Origin of the sequence: Actinoplanes sp. CA-142083 (genome assembly GCF_050942195.1) — a bacterium.
Taxonomy (GTDB): Bacteria; Actinomycetota; Actinomycetes; order Mycobacteriales; family Micromonosporaceae; genus Actinoplanes.
This window is the reverse complement of record NZ_CP192076.1, coordinates 7,363,990-7,379,373: the sequence shown is the minus strand read 5'-3', so window position 1 is coordinate 7,379,373 and position 15,384 is coordinate 7,363,990. Positions and strand designations below refer to the sequence as shown.

The 15,384-nt window shown below is 70.5% G+C and carries 13 protein-coding genes; 4 read left to right on the top strand and 9 right to left on the bottom strand.

All coding sequences use genetic code 11. The features are described from left to right. Positions 1 to 19 precede the first annotated feature (19 nt). Entirely contained in the window at positions 20 to 940 is a 921-nt protein-coding gene (locus tag ACQPZX_RS33815) for an IS110 family transposase (RefSeq protein ID WP_433364356.1), read from the top strand. Here ACQPZX_RS33815 and ACQPZX_RS33810 read toward each other — a convergent pair. The 3 genes from ACQPZX_RS33810 to ACQPZX_RS33800 all read right to left on the bottom strand — a co-directional run bounded on the left by ACQPZX_RS33810 (position 853) and on the right by ACQPZX_RS33800 (position 2,632). Then, the gene (locus ACQPZX_RS33810; protein WP_433364353.1) at positions 853 to 1,767 is read right to left on the bottom strand and encodes an IS3 family transposase; all 915 of its coding nucleotides are present in this window, start codon (positions 1,765 to 1,767) and stop codon (positions 853 to 855) included. The two genes, ACQPZX_RS33815 and ACQPZX_RS33810, sit on opposite strands and share 88 nt — an antisense overlap. After that, positions 1,764 to 2,075, bottom strand: a complete 312-nt coding sequence (locus ACQPZX_RS33805) for a transposase (protein WP_433364350.1) — start codon at positions 2,073 to 2,075, stop codon at positions 1,764 to 1,766. The genes ACQPZX_RS33810 and ACQPZX_RS33805 overlap by 4 nt, the downstream gene beginning before the upstream one ends. A 230-nt stretch (positions 2,076 to 2,305) precedes the next feature. Continuing rightward, a complete protein-coding gene (locus tag ACQPZX_RS33800) occupies positions 2,306 to 2,632 on the bottom strand; it encodes an ArsR/SmtB family transcription factor (protein WP_433364347.1) in 327 nt (108 codons plus the stop codon). Positions 2,633 to 2,706: 74 nt separating this feature from the next. Here ACQPZX_RS33800 and ACQPZX_RS33795 point away from each other — a divergent pair, with 74 nt between their 5' ends. Further along, the gene (locus ACQPZX_RS33795; protein WP_433364344.1) at positions 2,707 to 3,732 is read left to right on the top strand and encodes a quinone oxidoreductase family protein; all 1,026 of its coding nucleotides are present in this window, start codon (positions 2,707 to 2,709) and stop codon (positions 3,730 to 3,732) included. On the opposite strand, the gene ACQPZX_RS33790 is transcribed toward ACQPZX_RS33795, so the two are convergent. From ACQPZX_RS33790 to ACQPZX_RS33775, 4 genes are all read right to left on the bottom strand, one after another. Then, complete coding sequence (locus tag ACQPZX_RS33790; RefSeq protein WP_433364341.1) at positions 3,707 to 5,020, bottom strand: Ig-like domain-containing protein; 1,314 nt, start codon at positions 5,018 to 5,020, stop codon at positions 3,707 to 3,709. The two genes, ACQPZX_RS33795 and ACQPZX_RS33790, sit on opposite strands and share 26 nt — an antisense overlap. A 99-nt stretch (positions 5,021 to 5,119) precedes the next feature. Continuing rightward, positions 5,120 to 7,372, bottom strand: coding sequence for an endopeptidase La (gene lon, locus ACQPZX_RS33785; RefSeq protein ID WP_433385557.1), 2,253 nt, complete (start codon positions 7,370 to 7,372; stop codon positions 5,120 to 5,122). Between the two features lie 124 nt (positions 7,373 to 7,496). Further along, complete coding sequence (locus tag ACQPZX_RS33780; RefSeq protein ID WP_433364338.1) at positions 7,497 to 8,642, bottom strand: alpha/beta hydrolase family protein; 1,146 nt, start codon at positions 8,640 to 8,642, stop codon at positions 7,497 to 7,499. A gap of 45 nt (positions 8,643 to 8,687) precedes the next feature. Beyond that, positions 8,688 to 10,292 (bottom strand): MFS transporter, encoded by a 1,605-nt coding sequence (locus tag ACQPZX_RS33775; protein ID WP_433364335.1) that lies wholly within the window; start codon positions 10,290 to 10,292, stop codon positions 8,688 to 8,690. 47 nt (positions 10,293 to 10,339) lie between these two features. On the opposite strand from ACQPZX_RS33775, the gene ACQPZX_RS33770 reads away from it, so the two are divergent. Then, positions 10,340 to 12,064 carry a SulP family inorganic anion transporter gene (locus tag ACQPZX_RS33770; protein WP_433364331.1) on the top strand — a complete coding sequence of 575 codons (1,725 nt, stop codon included), beginning with the start codon at positions 10,340 to 10,342 and terminating at the stop codon, positions 12,062 to 12,064. A 6-nt stretch (positions 12,065 to 12,070) separates the two neighbouring features. On the opposite strand, the gene ACQPZX_RS33765 is transcribed toward ACQPZX_RS33770, so the two are convergent. Both ACQPZX_RS33765 and ACQPZX_RS33760 read right to left on the bottom strand, forming a co-directional pair. Then, the gene (locus ACQPZX_RS33765) at positions 12,071 to 13,390 is read right to left on the bottom strand and encodes a neutral zinc metallopeptidase (protein WP_433364328.1); all 1,320 of its coding nucleotides are present in this window, start codon (positions 13,388 to 13,390) and stop codon (positions 12,071 to 12,073) included. 35 nt (positions 13,391 to 13,425) lie between these two features. Further along, positions 13,426 to 14,058, bottom strand: coding sequence for a TetR/AcrR family transcriptional regulator (locus tag ACQPZX_RS33760; protein ID WP_433364325.1), 633 nt, complete (start codon positions 14,056 to 14,058; stop codon positions 13,426 to 13,428). Positions 14,059 to 14,144: 86 nt separating this feature from the next. Here ACQPZX_RS33760 and ACQPZX_RS33755 point away from each other — a divergent pair, with 86 nt between their 5' ends. Beyond that, positions 14,145 to 15,374, top strand: a complete 1,230-nt coding sequence (locus ACQPZX_RS33755; RefSeq protein WP_433364323.1) for an oxygenase MpaB family protein — start codon at positions 14,145 to 14,147, stop codon at positions 15,372 to 15,374. Positions 15,375 to 15,384 lie beyond the last annotated feature (10 nt).

Here is a 15,384-nt window from a genome sequence, read left to right as displayed (position 1 = left end):
GCGTGCGGGGCTGGACACGGTGACAGGCCAGATCGCGCGGCAGCGGTTGGCGCCGACACCGGAGGCGGTGCTGGAGTGGCTGGCGCGGTTACCCGGGCCTGCCGCGGTGGCGTATGAAGCGGGACCGACCGGGTTCGGGCTGGCGCGGCAGCTGTCAGCGGCGGGTGTGCGCTGTGTGGTGGCAGCACCGTCGAAGCTGCAGCGCCCGGCCGGGGATCGGGTCAAAACCGATGCTCGAGACGCGTTGCATCTGGCCCGGTTGCTGCGCATGGACCAAGTTACGCCCGTGCGGGTTCCCGGCGTGGCGCAGGAAGCCGCCCGGGACCTGGTACGCGCCCGTGAGGACGTGCGTGGTGATCTGATGCGCTGCCGGCATCGGGTGTCGAAGTTGTTGCTGCGTCACGGCATCGTCTACTCGGGTGGTCAGGCCTGGACCGGCGGCCATCAGGTCTGGCTTCGGCAGCAGCGTTTCGCCCAGCCGAGTCTGCAGCTGGCCTTCGAGGCCGAACTTGAGGCGATGCTGCTGACCGTGGATCGGCGCAACCGGCTCGACAAGGCCATCACCGACATGGCCCTGGGCGGTGAATACGCCCCGGTGGTGCACCGGCTGGGTTGCCTGCGTGGAGTCTCGGCACTGACCGCGTTCGGCCTGGCCGTGGAGATCGGTGACTGGCATCGGTTCACCGGGGCCACCATCGGCGCCTATCTCGGTCTGGTGCCCACCGAATCATCCTCCGGCGCCCAGCGTCAACAAGGGTCGATTACCAAGACAGGCAACACTCATGCCCGCCGGCTGCTGGTCGAGGCGGCATGGCATCACCGTGAGTTCCCCCCGTTTCGACGGAGCGGTGGTTACCTGCCTCCGGTCGGGGCAGGGGTGAGGTTATCTGGCTCGTCCTGGGCGTGCCAGGTGATCTCGTATTCGTCGGCGCTGAGGTAGCCGAGTTCCTTCTGGATGCGGCGGGTGTTGTACCAGGCGTCGATGTAGGTGAAGATCGCGTTCTCGGCCTCGTCGCGGGTCCGCCAGCTCGTGCGATACACGAGTTCGATCTTCAGCGTCGACCAGAAGTTCTCCATCAACGCGTTGTCATAGGAGTCACCGACCGAGCCCATGGACGGCCGGATTCCGTTGTCCTGCAAGCGTTGCGAGAAGCGGAAACTCGTATAGTTCGAGCCCCTGTCCGAGTGGTGGATCAACTGGCCGTCACGGACGTCGCGCGACCAGATGCCGTACTCGAGCGCGGCCAGGATCAGATCGGTGTCACACCGGTCCGAGGTCTTCCACCCGACGATCCGGCGGGAGAACACGTCGCGGACGGCGGCCAGCCAGAACACACCCTCACCGCACGGAATCCGGGTGGCGTCGGCGACCCACAGCCGGTTCGGGCCGGCCGCGGTGAAGTTCCGGTTGACCAGATCCGGCGCCGGCGTGCGCCGCGGATCCTGTTTCGTGGAGCCGCCCCGCCAGCCACGCCGCAGGAACGCCCCCTGCCAGCCCTGGCCGGCCATCAGCCGCTCGACGCGTTTACGACCGACCCGGATACCGTCGCGGCGCAGCTGCCGATGCACCCGGTCAGCGCCGTAGGTGAACCCGGATGCCTCCCAGATCTCGTAAATGTTGGAGAGCAGCCCAAGGTCGACCAAGTCCCGGTCACAGGGCCGCTCGACCGCTCGCACCCACTGGTAGTAGGTCGACTCGGCGATATTCAGGACCCGTAGCAGGAGCGCGACCGCGAAGCGGTCACGGTGTTCGTCGACGAACCTCATGACCGTCGCCGGGGCGGGCCGAGCTCCGAGGCGAAATAACTGGACGCAGCCCGCAGGATCTCATTCACCCGGCGCAGCTCAGCGACTTCTTCCCGCAGCCGGCGGTTCTCCTCGGCCATCTCGGTGGTGGGCCGGTCATGACGCTCGCCCGCGTCGGCCTCGGCCTGCCGGATCCAGTTGCGCAGTGCCTCGTGATGCACGTTCAACTGCTCCGCCAGCCGCCGGATCGTCGGCTTCGGCTCCGACTCGCGATACAGGCGCACAGCCCGCGCTCGCAGCTCGTCGGGGTACTTCTTCGGTACGGCCACGGATACTTCCTCCCCATGATCAGTCGATCATGCTTGAGAAGCTCCGCCAAACCGGGGGGAACTCACAGCCCGTCCTGCGGTAATCAACCCGCGCATATCAGTCTGACCGCGCGTCGCCAACGACACGCTCACGACCGGCTCACCGCCTGGCCCTAACCAAACCAAGGCGTCCCAGAATCCCAACTCAGGACGCTTCTTCACCATGCCCCTTGACAAACCGGCAGCTCATATCAGGTGTTGTCCGGCGGGGAGGCCAGGACCGTGTCGATCAGGCCGGGGAAGCGGGCGTCGAGGTCGGGCAGGCGGAGCGTGGTCCAGCGGCGGTTGCCCTCGTCGCGCTGGCGGATCACGCCGGCCTCGCGCAGCACCCGGAAGTGGTGACTCAGCGTCGACGGCGCGACGGTGACCGGGAAGGTGCCGCAGGGGCGCTCCGGGTCGGCGCGCAGCGTTCGTACGATCGTCAAGCGCGTGGGATCGGCCAGCGCGTGCAGGACGGCGACGAGGCTCAGATCGCTCTTGTCCGGGTGGATCAGGGGCGGACGTGGTGTAGCGGGCATCACGGCTCTTTCGATGGTCGTCGAAGGTAATGTGCGGTGCAAACCTTCGATGATTGTCGAAAGGAAGTCTAGCCATGCAGGCTCTCGTGTTCGACCGCCCCGCATCCGACACCGGCGCCACCCGCGTCGCCGAGCTGGACACGCCGGTCCCCGGCCCGGGGCAGCTGGCGGTCCGCGTGGAATACGCGGGGATCAACTTCAAGGACGTCATGGCCCGCCGGGGCGACCCCGGCTACGTCACGCGGTGGCCGTTCGTGCCCGGGCTCGAGATCACCGGAACCGTCGTCGAGATCGGGCCCGGAGTGACCGCGCATCGGGTGGGCGACCGGGTCGTGGCGCTGACCAATGCCGGCGGCCTGGCCGAGGTGGCCATCGCCGACGCCGCGCTCACCGTCGGGCTGCCCGCGGGGCTCGACGCCGCCGCGGCCGTCACCGTGCCGGGCGCGCTCACCACCGCCGTCCTGCTGCACGACCACGTCGCCCGGGTGCGCCCCGGCGACGCCGTCCTGGTGCACAGCGCCGCCGGGGCAGTAGGGCGAGCCCTCGCCGATGTCTCCCGCGCTCGCGGCGGAGCCCCCGAAGCACGCGGAGCACGCGGGGCCCGGCTGATCGGCGCGGTCGGGGCGGCGTCGCGTGTCGCCGCGGCGCACGACGCGGGCTACCCCGACGTGCTCGTCCGCGGCGACACGCTGGCCGACGACGCCCGCGCCCTGACCGGCGGCCGGGGCGTGGACATCGTGCTCGACCCGCAAGGCACCACCTATCTCGATCAGGACCTCGCGATGCTCGCGCCGACCGGCCGCGTCATCCTGTTCGGCAACGCCTCCGGCGCGGCGCTGGCCGCGCTCCCGCCCACGGGGTTGCTGTATCGCCGCAACGCCTCGGTGGGCGGGTTCAGCCTCGAGGCACTCTCCGCGACGGCGCCCGCAATGGTCGCCGCCGCGATGAGCACAGCCCTCGGCCTGCTGGCCGACGGCCAGGCGACTGCCGACCCGACGATCCTTTCCGGTCTCGCCGCCGCCCCGGAGGCCCAGCAGGCTCTCGCCGACGGCGCCGGCCACGGAAAGTACGTCGTCAGCCTCTCCTGGGCAGGACGGTGAGGGTCTGCGGCGGGGAGGACACCGAGGTGGCGTAGGTGCCGTTGCCGTTGTACGTGGCCGTCATCTGGTAGGTGCCCCGGGCCAGCTGCCTCGCCGTGAGGTTGCAGTTCCCGGTGCCGCTGGCCAGGATGATCGTGCACACGGCCGTCGCTCCGGCCTTCACCGTGACGTTCCCGGTGGGGGTGCCGCTGATCGACGAGGTGACGTCGACCGTGAACAGCTCGGCCTGCTCGCTGCCGACGGCGATGGTGTCGGCCGACATGGTCAGCTGGGTGAGTGTCGGCTGCTTGGCCACGACCAGGGTCTGGGACGTGTTCGTGGAGGTGGCGTAGGTGTCGTCGCCGCCGTAGGTGACGGTCAGCGGGTAGCTTCCGGGTGGCAGCTGGCTGGCCGTGAGCGAGCATTTGCCCTTGGCATTGGCCAGGAAGAAGCCGCACACGGTGGTCGACCCGGTCTTCACCGAGACGAAGCCGGTGGGGGTGCCGCCGATCGAGGGGACGACCGTGACGTCGATCGTCTCGGCCTGCTCGCCGCCGAACGGGACCGACGGCGCGGACAAGCCGACGTTCATCGTGGTCGGTTGCTGCGGCACGACCGTCAGCGTCTGTGGCGCCGAGGTCGAGACGGCGAAGTCCCGGCTGCCGTTGAACCTGGCGGTCAGCTGGTAGGTGCCGGGCTGCAGCTCGCTCGCGCCGAGCCGGCAGGAATTCACGCCGCCGAAAAGCGGGAGGTTGTCGCACTGGGACAGCGGCGCCGAGTTCAGCAGCACGGAGGCCGTACCCTGTGCGGCGTTGCCGGTGTCGCCGTTGACCTGGACCTGGAGGGTCCCGTTGTCCTCGTGACCGAGGACGACCGTGGCCGGCGACAGGGTCAGGGACGTGCTGGTCGGCTGCTGGGCCACGACCGTGAGCGGCACCAGCCCGGAGGCCGAGGGGCTGAAGTTCTCGGTGCCGCCGTAGAAGGCGAGCAGGTTGTAGTTGCCCGGCGGCAGCGCATCGGGACTCATGGTGCAGGTCGTCTGGCCAGGCAGCGCGCCGCCGCACAGAATCTTCGTCGGGAACGTCGGCGAGCCGGCCTCGATGATCCAGCCCCCCTCGGTGGCGGAGCTGATGCCGACCGACATCACGAAGTTGGGCTCCTGGCCCTGGACCACCCGGCCGGACGGCAGGAACAGGTCGGTGCTCGTGCCTTGCGTGTCGGCCATGGCCGGGCCGGCGGTCGCGACCACCGCCATGAGCGCGGCGCCCAATGCGGCCGCCAGCGTTGTGAAGATCTTTTTCGGTCTCACGGATTCCCTCCCCCTCGGGACAGCTGTCCGGGGGGACCATGCCGGGATCCGCTGAAACGGCGCTGGCGTCCCGCTGAAACGGGACGCCGGCGCCGTGGGTCAGGCCGCCGCGGCGACGCCGAGCGACACCGGCTCGAGAGCCGTGCGGAGGATCTCGCGGACGTCCGAGACGATGTGGACGGTCAGCGCGTCGAGCACGTCGGCGGGAACGTCGTCGAGGTCGGGCTCGTTGCGTTTCGGCAGGTAAACCTCGGTGAGACCGGCTCGCTGGGCGGCGAGCAGCTTCTGCTTCACGCCGCCGATCGGCAGGACCCGGCCGGTCAGCGAGACCTCGCCGGTCATCCCGACCTCGGCGCGCACGTTGCGGCCGAGCAGCAGCGAGACCAGCGCTGTCGTCATCGTGACACCCGCCGACGGCCCGTCCTTGGGCACCGCGCCCGCGGGCACGTGCAGGTGGATCGGGTGGTCGAGCTGCTCCGGCGAGATGCCGAGCTCCTCGGCGTGGGCCCGCACGTAGGAGAGCGCGATCTGCGCCGACTCCTTCATCACGTCGCCGAGCTGGCCGGTGACCGACAGCCCGCCCTTGTCGCCGGGCAGCAGCGACGCCTCGATATAGAGGACGTCGCCGCCCATCCCGGTGACGGCCAGGCCGGTCGAGACGCCCGGCACGGCGGTGCGCTCGGACGACTCGGGGGTGAACCGCGGCCGCCCGATCAGGTCCTTGAGGTCACCTGCCCCGATGGTGGCCGGCAGGTCGCGCAGGGCGACCTTGCGGAAGGCCTTGGCCAGCAGGCGCTCGACGGAGCGGACGCCGGCCTCCCGGGTGTAGTTGGCGGCGATCTCGCGCAGCGCCTCGTCGGTGACCGTCACCTCGTCGGCGGACAGCGCGGCCCGGTCGAGCTGCCGGGGCACCAGGAAGTCGCGGGCGATGGCGACCTTGTCGTTCTCGGTGTAGCCGTCGATCGAGATGAGCTCCATCCGGTCGAACAGCGCCTGCGGGATGGTGTCCAGCACGTTCGCGGTCGCGATGAACAGCACGTCGGACAGGTCGAGGTCGAGGTCCAGGTAGTGGTCGCGGAACGTGTGGTTCTGCGCCGGGTCCAGCACCTCCAGCAGCGCGGCCGCGGGGTCTCCCCGGTAGTCGCTGCCGACCTTGTCGACCTCGTCGAGGAGCACGACCGGGTTCATCGAGCCGGCCTCGCGGATGGCGCGCACGATGCGTCCGGGAAGAGCGCCGACATACGTACGGCGGTGGCCGCGGATCTCGGCCTCGTCCCGCACGCCGCCCAGCGCGACCCGGACGAACTTGCGGCCCAGCGTGCGCGCGACCGACTCGCCCAGCGAGGTCTTGCCGACTCCGGGCGGGCCGGCGAGGAGGATCACCGCGCCGGAGCCGCGGCCGCCGACGACCGACAGGCCCCGGGAGTCGCGGCGGGCGCGGACGCCGAGGTACTCGACGATGCGCTCCTTGACCTCGTCCAGGCCGTGGTGGTCGGCGTCGAGCACCGCCCGGGCCGCCGCCAGGTCGGTGTTGTCGGTGGTGCGGACGCTCCAGGGCAGGTCCAGCACCGTGTCGAGCCACGTGCGGATCCAGCCCGCCTCGGGGTTCTGGTCGCCGGCCCGCTCGAGCTTGTCGACCTCGCGCAGCGCCTGCTCGCGGACGGCGTCGGGCAGCTCGGCCGCCTCGACCCGGGCGCGGTAGTCGTCCTTGCCGTCCGGCTCGCCCTCGCCGAGCTCCTTGCGGATGGCCTTGAGCTGCTCCCGGAGCAGGTACTCCCGGTTGCGCTTCTCGACCGACTCGCGGACGTCCTTCTCGATCGTGTCGCTGACCTCGGACTCCGCCAGGAAGTCCTTGGTCCACTCGATCAGCAGGCGCAGCCGGGCCTCGACATCCGGGGTCTCCAGCAGCTCGCGCTTGCGGTCGTTGGACAGGTAGGGAGCCCAGCCGGCGGTGTCGGCCAGGTCACTGGGGTCGTCGATGGCGCTGACCGACTCGATGACCTGCCAGGCCTCGCGGCGCTCCAGCACGTCGACGACCAACTGCTTGTATTCGGCGGCCAGCTCGCGGACGTGCTCGCCGGCGGTCTGGGGCTCGACGGGCTCGGCCTCGACCCACAGCGCCGCGCCCGGGCCGGTCACGCCGGCTCCGATGCGGGCGCGCACGCCGGTGCGCAACACCGCGGCGGGCGATCCGTCACGGGACTTGCCGACCTGCTTGACGCTCGCCACCACGCCGTGGGTGGCGTAGCGGTCCTCGAGCCGCGGGGCGATGAGCAGCTCGGAGCTGGCCGAGGTGCGGGCCGCGTCGACGGCGGCCAGGGCGGCCTCGTCGAGCGCGATCGGGACGACCATGCTCGGCAGCAGCACGATGTCGTCGAGGAACAACACGGGGAGTCGCTTGCTTGCCACCGGGGCACCTCCGAAAAAGTTGAGTACGGCCGACTCAACCGCGGACGGCCGTACCCTCTTCCGGCGTTCACTGCGAGCGAACACGGTGGGCCTTGAGCCACCCCTGGATCTCCGTGATGACCTGCTTGTCGGGCTCGCCGAACACCGGCTGGAACTTCGGCGTGATGTTCATCGTGTGCGCCATGCCCGGATAGATCACGATCTTGTGGTCCTTGTTGCCGGCCGCGGCTACGGCGGCGTCCGCGACGATCGCGGCCCGGGCCGGGGTCTGGAGGTCGTTCTCGCCGTTGAGCATCAGCACCGGCCCGGAGAACTTCGGCAGCGCCTGCGAAACCGTCGGGAAGCGCGCGATGTCCGTGGCATAGCTGATCGTGTACGGGTCGAGGTCCGGCAGGTTCGGGTAGTCGTCGATGTGGGTGAGCTCGCGCAGCACGGCGCCGGCCTCGGTGTCGATCGCGATCCGCCCGTCGTGGTTCTTGTCGGTCTTGGGGGCAAGCAGGGCCGCCATCTCCGGCGGCTGACCCACCAGTCCGTCGGTGACCTCGGTGGCGGTCAGCTGCCCGTCCCCGTCTACGTCGAACTCGTCGTGCAACTGCACCAGCACCCGGCCGTAGATCTGGAAGGTCAGCAGCTGCTTCACGGGCAGGCCGACCACGCCCATCTCGACCACGCCGGCGGGCTTCGGGATGCCGAACTTCTGCGGCGTGGCGGCGAGGTTGGCGGCCACGTTGGTGCCCTCGCTGTGGCCGAGCAGGAAGATCCGCGACGGGTCCACCTTCGACGACCGGGCGGCGAAGCGGACCACCGACGCGGCGTCGAGCTGGATCTGCTCGTACGGATGCTCAGGAAGCAGTTGATTTTGATCGGTGCTCTCGACCGGCCCGATGTCGGTCACGCCGCGCTTGTTGAAGCGCAGAGTGGCGAAGCCTTCCTGGGTGGCGGCCCGCACCAGCGGAGGGAAGGTCGCGCCCCGGCCGTCGGGCAGCGTCTGGTTCATGTCGTTGTGCCCGCTGCCGTGCAGGAAGATGACCAGCGGCAGCCGGCCCTTGGCGCTGCTCGGATAGGTGAGCTCGGCCTTGGTGACCCACCCCTTGCCGAAGTCGATGCGCACCTGCTCGCGCTGGATGCCGTCGGCGTGGGCGACCCCCACGCCCGCCGCGAGCACCGCGCCCGCGGTGAGGATCCCGATCGTCGTGCTGAGAGATTTCTTCATGCCGGAAACGCTATTTTCGCCAGCGACCGCGATCGATCCCGGCAGCTACCCACTACGGGTATAGCCTGCTGTACCCGGATCCGCCCCGACCGGTGTGTCCTCGGCGTGGTACTGCGCGAGCAGCCGCTCCTCGGCGGGCTTGCGGGGGAAGAGGAAGAACACGATCACCGCGCCGACCACGATCGCGGTGATGCCCGCGGTGTACGCCCAGTCGGCGCCGTCGAGGAAGGACGCCTTCGCCGCGGCGACGATCTGGTTCGCGTACTGCGGGTACTGCTGCGCGGCGTCCGCGGCGCTGGAGAAGGACTTGGTGAGCTGGTTCTCCATGCTCGTGGAGACCTGTTGCCGTTCCGGTGACGCCGCGACGGTGGCGGCGAAGGCGGTCGCGTAACCGGCCGAGAGCAACGCCCCGAAAACCGACTGCATGACCGCGCCGCCGAGATCCCGCTGCAGGTCGGCGGTGCCCGACGCCATCCCGGCGCGCTGCACCGGCACCGAGCCGGTCAGCGAGTGCGAGGCCGGCGTGCCCGCGAAACCCACGCCCGTCCCGATGAACACGTACGCGACGCCGACCTGCCAGTACGAGCTGCCCTCGTTCCACAGCAGCAGCATCCAGCCGAACGCGAGCAGCAGGAACACGTAGCCGATGAGCAGGGTGAACCGCGACCCTCGCGTCTCGATCAGCCGGGCCGACTGCGGGGCCACCAGGACCATGAGCACGACGGCGGGCAGGAACGCCGCGCCCGCCTCGAACGTCGAGTAGCCGAGCACGTTCTGCAGGTACTGCTGGCTCACGAACGCCGAGCCCATCAGCGCGCCGAACACGATGATCCCGGCGCACGCCGCGACCCAGAAGACACGCCGGCCGGCGACGTGCAGGTCGTACAGCGGGTTCCGCGCCCGGCGCTGCCGGATGACGAAGCCGGCCAGCGCGGCCAGCGCGACCGCGGCGCCGCCGAGCGCGAGCGCACCCTTGCTCGGCACCGGCGCGAAGTTGATCGCGACGATGGTCGCCCCGACCAGGACGACCGACAGGATGCCGCCGAGGTTGTCGACCGGCTCCGAGGTCTCGTTGACGTGCGCCGGCACGGTGAAGTACGCCAGCAGCAGGGCCAGCACCGCCAGCGGCAGGGTGATCAGGAAGACCGATCCCCACCAGAAGCTCTGCAGCAGGGCGCCGGCGGCGAGCGGCCCGAGCGACGCGATCCCCCCGCCGATCGACGACCACAGCGCGATCGACCGGGTGCGCCCCGGCCCCGACCACAACGCTGTGATCAGGGCCAGGGTCGTCGGGTAAGCCATGCCGGCCGACACCCCGCCGAGCACGCGCGCCACGAACAGCACCCCGTCGGAGGGTGCGTAGGCGGCCAGCAGGCAGGCGGGGATCGACAGCACCATGCCGAGGAGCAGCAGCAGCTTGCGCCCGTAGCGGTCGCCGATCGCCCCGAGGTACAGGACCGAGGCCGCCAGGCCGAGCGAGTAACCGACCGCGATCAGATCCAGAGTGGTCTGCGACGAGTCGAAGGCCCGGCCGATCGAGGGCAGGGCGACGTTGGCGACCGACAGGTTCAGGTTCGCGACGCCCGCCACCGTGATCAGCGCGACCAGCACCAGACCGGCTCGTGGCGGGGCAGCTGCGTTCGCGGGCATGGTCGGATGGTTCCTCATCCGGCCGTCCGGAGGCTCATCCGCCGCGCATGATGCTCCGCGCGCGGCGCCCGGCCGACAATCACGGCGTGGTGATCGCCGGCCGGGCCAGGCGCTGGTTGCGCCGGGTAGCACCCCGACGGGAGACCGTCCGCAAGGATCTCGTGGCCGGGCTGCCGGGAGCGATCAGCGGCGTGCCCGACGGCATGGCGGCGAGCGTGCTGGCCGGCGTGAACCCGGTGTACGGGCTCTACGCCAGCATCTTCGGCCCGATCGGCGGCGGGCTCACGGCCGGCACCCGGCTGATGGTCATCACGACGACCAGCGCCGCGGCCGTCGCCGCCGGTTCGGCGCTGGCGGACGTCCCGGCCGCGGACCGCCCGCGGGCGTTGTTCCTGCTGACCCTGCTGGCCGGGGCGCTGATGGTCGTGGCCGGGCTGGCCCGGCTCGGCCGCTACATCCGGTTCGTGCCGCACTCCGTGATGATCGGATTCCTGTCCGGCGTGGCGGTCAACATCGTCCTGGGCCAGCTGCCGGATCTGGCGGGCGCCTCGGCGAGCGGGCCGTTCGCCCTGGCCAAGGCGTGGGACCTGCTGACCCACCTGGGCCGGGTGAACGCCGCCGCGCTGCTGGCCGGGCTGTTCGCCCTGGCGGTGCTGGTGGCGCTGCGGCCCACCCGGTTCGCGGCGTACTCGACCCTCGTCGCGCTGATCGTGCCCAGCGTCGTCGTGGCCCTCACGGGGGCCGACTCCGTGCCGGTGGCCGGCGACGCCGGGGGCATCCCGAGCGGGCTGCCGGCGCCGAGCCTGCCGCACTTGTCGGACTTCTCCCTCAGCCTGCTCGCCGGGGCGTTCGCCGTGGCGGCCGTCGTCCTGGTGCAGGGCGCCGGGGTCAGCGAGTCGGCGCCCAACCCGGACAAGACCCGAGCAGACCCGAACCGCGACTTCCTGGCGCAGGGAGCCGGCAACCTGCTTGCCGGGCTGTTCCGCGGCCAGCCGGTCGGCGGCTCGGTCGGCCGCACCGCGTTGAACGTCGCGTCCGGCGCCGCGGACCGCTGGGCCGCCATCTTCTCCGGCCTCTGGATGGCCGTGCTCCTGCTGCTCTTCTCCGGCCTGGTCGGCGCCGTGGTGATGTCGACCCTGGCCGCGGTGCTCATCGCCGCCGCGATCGGCGCCTTCCGGGCCGCCGACGTGCGGGCGATCCTGCGCACCGGCGCCATCTCCAGGATCGCGGTGTGCGCCACCTTCCTGGCCACGCTGTTCCTGCCGGTGGCCGCCGCCGTGGGGATCGGCGTGGTCCTGTCGCTGCTCATGCAGCTCAACCGGGAGGCGGCGGACCTGCGGGTGGTCCAGCTGACGCCGCGCGACGACGGCGCCTTCGTCGAGCACCCGGCGCCGCGGCGGCTGGAGTCGCGCCAGGTCGTGCTGCTGGACGTGTACGGAAGCCTCTTCTACGCCGGCGCCCGCACCCTGCAGGCCCGCCTGCCCGATCCCGCGGAGGCCGAGCGACCGGTCGTGGTCCTGCGGCTGCGGGGACGCGCCATGCTCGGCTCGACGGCCTTCGCCGTCCTGTCGGACTACGCCGGACGGCTGGCCGACGCGGGCGGTCGGCTCTATCTGACCGGCGTCGACCCGGCGGTCCTGCACCAGCTCCGGCGCAACCGGACGGTCGAGCAGGTCGACGGCGTACGGGTCTTCGAGGCGAGCGACGTGGTCGGCGAGTCCAGCCTCGAGGGCTATCACGCCGCCCAGCGCTGGCTGGCGACGCCCGGCTGATCCGGGTCACTTGCAGGCGGAAAGCCCGTTGAGCACGCCGTTGCGGTAGGCGGCGATCCGGTCGAACCCGGACGCTCCGGTTCCCTTGGTGGCCCGGCCGAGGGCGAGCAGCGCCGCGACGGCCTCGTCGAGGTCGCCGGGCGACAACGTGGTGGCGTCGGGCTGGTTGCCGCGCTTCAGCAGATCGTTCGTCCAGGAGCCGTTGAGGCAGTCGACCGTGAGCTGACCGGCGCTGCCCTCGGTGGACTGGCCGCGGCGATGCTGGACGGCCCGCGCGTACAGGTCGCCGAGGAGCAGCCCGACGGCGTTGTCACCGAGCTGCTCGTACAGTGCCTGGAGTTTCTGATCGTCGTAGGCGATGAAATCGCCGTCCGGGCAGTAGAAGGCGGCGCCGTTGGCGATGGCGTCGGGATCCGCGCACACCGGCGCCGAACCCGGCTCGAACGGCTGCACCTTCAGCGGGGTCCACGGCTTGCCGGTGAGCTGCGGATAGGCCTTGGCCCAGTACGCCTCCGCGTCCTTGACGATGGTGTCGACCGCCTCCTCGTAGGGCAGGTTGCCGCCGGTCGCGGCGTCCCGGTCCCGGGTGAACGGCACCTCGGTGATCGGCAGGTTGTCGGAGTTGTACCCGGCGCACTTGGTGGCCCCGTTCTCCACGCCGTCCTGGAAGGCCCGGATCCGGTCGAAGGCGTTGCCGTGGGCCCCCGGGTTCGTCGCGGAGGTGCCCGGTTGATCGCGCAGCTGCAGCATGCCGGCGAGCGCGTCGTCGATCTGCGCCGGCGTGATGCCGGTGAACGAGCCGGCATGCCCGGCCTTCGCGTCGGCGATCCAGGCGCCGGCGTAGCAGTCGGCCTGCTGTTCCAGGACCACGGTGGGCTGATCGGTCACCCCCAGGCGGTGCTGGACCGCGTGCCCGTACTCGTGGGCCATTACCACGGCGACGAGCAGCTGACCGAAGTTGCTCTGCAGCTCCGGGATCAGCTTCTCGGCGTCCCACGCGATGAAGTCGCCGACCGGGCAGTAGAACGCGTTGGGCTGGTAGACGCCCTCCTCACCGCCGCAGGCCGGCGGCGGGGTGCTCTGGGTGTAGGGGTGATAGCCACCCTGGATCGGCTGGAACGGCTTCCCGTCGCTGATCGTGGGGTAGGTGGCGGTCCAGTACCGCTCGATGTCGCTGAGCGCGCGTTCGACCACCTCGGCCGGCGGCAACGACGCCGCCGGGCTGGCGGCCACGGTCGGCGTGTCGGTCCCGCCGCTGCATCCGGCGAGGACGACAAGGACCACTGCTCCGGCGCCCAGCAAGGTCTTCGCGCGATGCCCGGTCATCCGGCCAGAGTGGCAGCCCGGCGGGCCCGGTTACTTCATCCCCCGGAGATGAGCATCGGCACCAGGAACCGGCGCGCCACGGTCCTCAGCTGCTCGTCGTCGTCGAGGTCGACGACGGTGCTCGGAGTGATCAGGAAGGAGCAGCACAGCCGGGTCATCACCTCGGCCACCAGGTCCACGTCGACCGTCGCCGAGATGGTGCCGGCGTGCTGCTCGCGGCGCAGCTGGCCGGCGACGAAGCGCTGCACCGCGGCCATCGTCCGGCCGCCGTCGCTGATCATCGAGGGGATCAGCAGATCCGGTTCGGCGGTCATCAGGCCGCCGATCAGCGGGTTGCGCCGGATCGCCTGCAAGGAGCTCACGAAGCCCAGGACCACCCGGTCGGCGGCGGTCGTGGCCGGCCGGATGTCGATCTGGAACTGGTCGAAATAGCGGCGGAACTCGCGGCGCACGACGTGCTCGACCAGCGTGTCCTTGGTGGCGAACCGGCGGTACGCGGTGATCCGCGAAACCCCGGCCCGGCGGGCCACATCTTCCATCGTGGAGCGCCGGATGCCCATGCGGCAGAACTGGTCGTAGGCCGCGTCGAGGAGACGCTCGGCGATCTCGTCGCTGTCGCCGCCGGGCTCGAACGCGTCGGCGAGAGCGCGCTCCAGCAACGACGTCATATACGCACCGTATCAAAGGTCTTGTGATCGAGATACATAGATGCACATCATGTTTCACAGTATCAGCGAGCGGAGGGAGACGAACCATGGAACCAACCAGTAGACGCGCGGTATTGAAGGCCGGCGGCGCCCTGGGCGCGCTCGGTGCGCTCGGCATCGCCGCTCCGGCTCAGGCGAAATCACTGTGGACGTGGTCGCCGAAAGGCTCGGTGGCCGGCGCCGGCACGGGCGCCGATCCGCGCTGGGTGTGGGACGACGAAGCTGACCCGCTCGTCGCGTCGCTCCTCGACCGGGGCGACGTGCCCGCCGTCAACCAGGTCCTGCGGACCTGGACCAAGAACGGCCAGCCGCTGCCCGACGGGCTGCCCGCCGACCTGCGCGACTTCATGGAGCGGGCCCGTCAGCTGCCGTCCTGGACCGACAAGCGCAAACTGGCCACCGCGGTGGAGTTCAACACGAAGCGCGGCCTCTACCTCGGCGTTCTCTACGGGCTGGCCAGCGGCATGATGAGCACGGTCATCCCGAAGGAGGCCCGCGCCGTCTATTACTCCCAGGGCGGCGCCGACATGAAGGACCGCATTTCCAAGACCGCCAAGCTCGGGTACGACATCGGCGCGGTCAACGCGTACCAGAGCGACGGCTCGATGATCGTGACGGCGGTCAAGACCCGGCTCGTGCACGCCGCGGTCCGTCACCTGCTGCCGCAATCGCCGTACTGGACGCAGGCCGCCGACGAGGAGATCCCGATCAGCCAGCGGGACATGATGGTCACCTGGCACAGCCTGCCCACGACCGTCATGCAGAAGCTCACCGCCTGGCGGGTGCCGATCCCGGCCGCCGAGTCCACCGCGTTCCTGCACTCGTGGCAGGTGGGCGCCCACCTGCTCGGGATCCGCGACGAATACATCCCGGCGACCTGGACCGAGGCCAACTCCCAGGCCCAGGAGGTCCTCGACCCGGTGCTGGCGGTCACGCCCGAGGGCAAGGCACTGGCCGACATCCTGCTCAACCTCGGTTCGGTGATCGACGCCGGCATTCTGAGCAAGCCCATCCTCGGGGCGTTCACCCGCTTCATGCTCGGCGACCGGATCGCCGGCTGGCTGAGCATCCCGCCGGAGCCGATCTGGGACACGCTGCTGCGGACGGCCTGGGGACCCTTCGTCGCCGTACGGGAAGGTCTGTTGCCTTTCCCGCTCGCCCCCGCGGCCTATTGGACCTTCGACGAGTTCCTGCGCCAGGCGGCCCTGCTGTTCCTCTCCGAGGCCCGGCCGATCAGCATCGAGATCCCGGTTGTTAACCGGCAATCGCAGCGCTGAGGTGACCAGA

Coding starts and splice junctions, on each gene's coding strand:
- ACQPZX_RS33810 (WP_433364353.1), bottom strand. CDS start 1,767: ATGAGGTTCGTCGACGAACACCGTGACCGCTTCGCGGTCGCGCTCCTG.
- ACQPZX_RS33800 (WP_433364347.1), bottom strand. CDS start 2,632: ATGCCCGCTACACCACGTCCGCCCCTGATCCACCCGGACAAGAGCGAT.
- ACQPZX_RS33795 (WP_433364344.1), top strand. CDS start 2,707: ATGCAGGCTCTCGTGTTCGACCGCCCCGCATCCGACACCGGCGCCACC.
- lon (WP_433385557.1), bottom strand. CDS start 7,372: ATGGTCGTCCCGATCGCGCTCGACGAGGCCGCCCTGGCCGCCGTCGAC.
- ACQPZX_RS33780 (WP_433364338.1), bottom strand. CDS start 8,642: ATGAAGAAATCTCTCAGCACGACGATCGGGATCCTCACCGCGGGCGCG.
- ACQPZX_RS33775 (WP_433364335.1), bottom strand. CDS start 10,292: ATGCCCGCGAACGCAGCTGCCCCGCCACGAGCCGGTCTGGTGCTGGTC.
- ACQPZX_RS33770 (WP_433364331.1), top strand. CDS start 10,340: ATGATGCTCCGCGCGCGGCGCCCGGCCGACAATCACGGCGTGGTGATC.
- ACQPZX_RS33765 (WP_433364328.1), bottom strand. CDS start 13,390: ATGACCGGGCATCGCGCGAAGACCTTGCTGGGCGCCGGAGCAGTGGTC.
- ACQPZX_RS33760 (WP_433364325.1), bottom strand. CDS start 14,058: ATGACGTCGTTGCTGGAGCGCGCTCTCGCCGACGCGTTCGAGCCCGGC.
- ACQPZX_RS33755 (WP_433364323.1), top strand. CDS start 14,145: ATGGAACCAACCAGTAGACGCGCGGTATTGAAGGCCGGCGGCGCCCTG.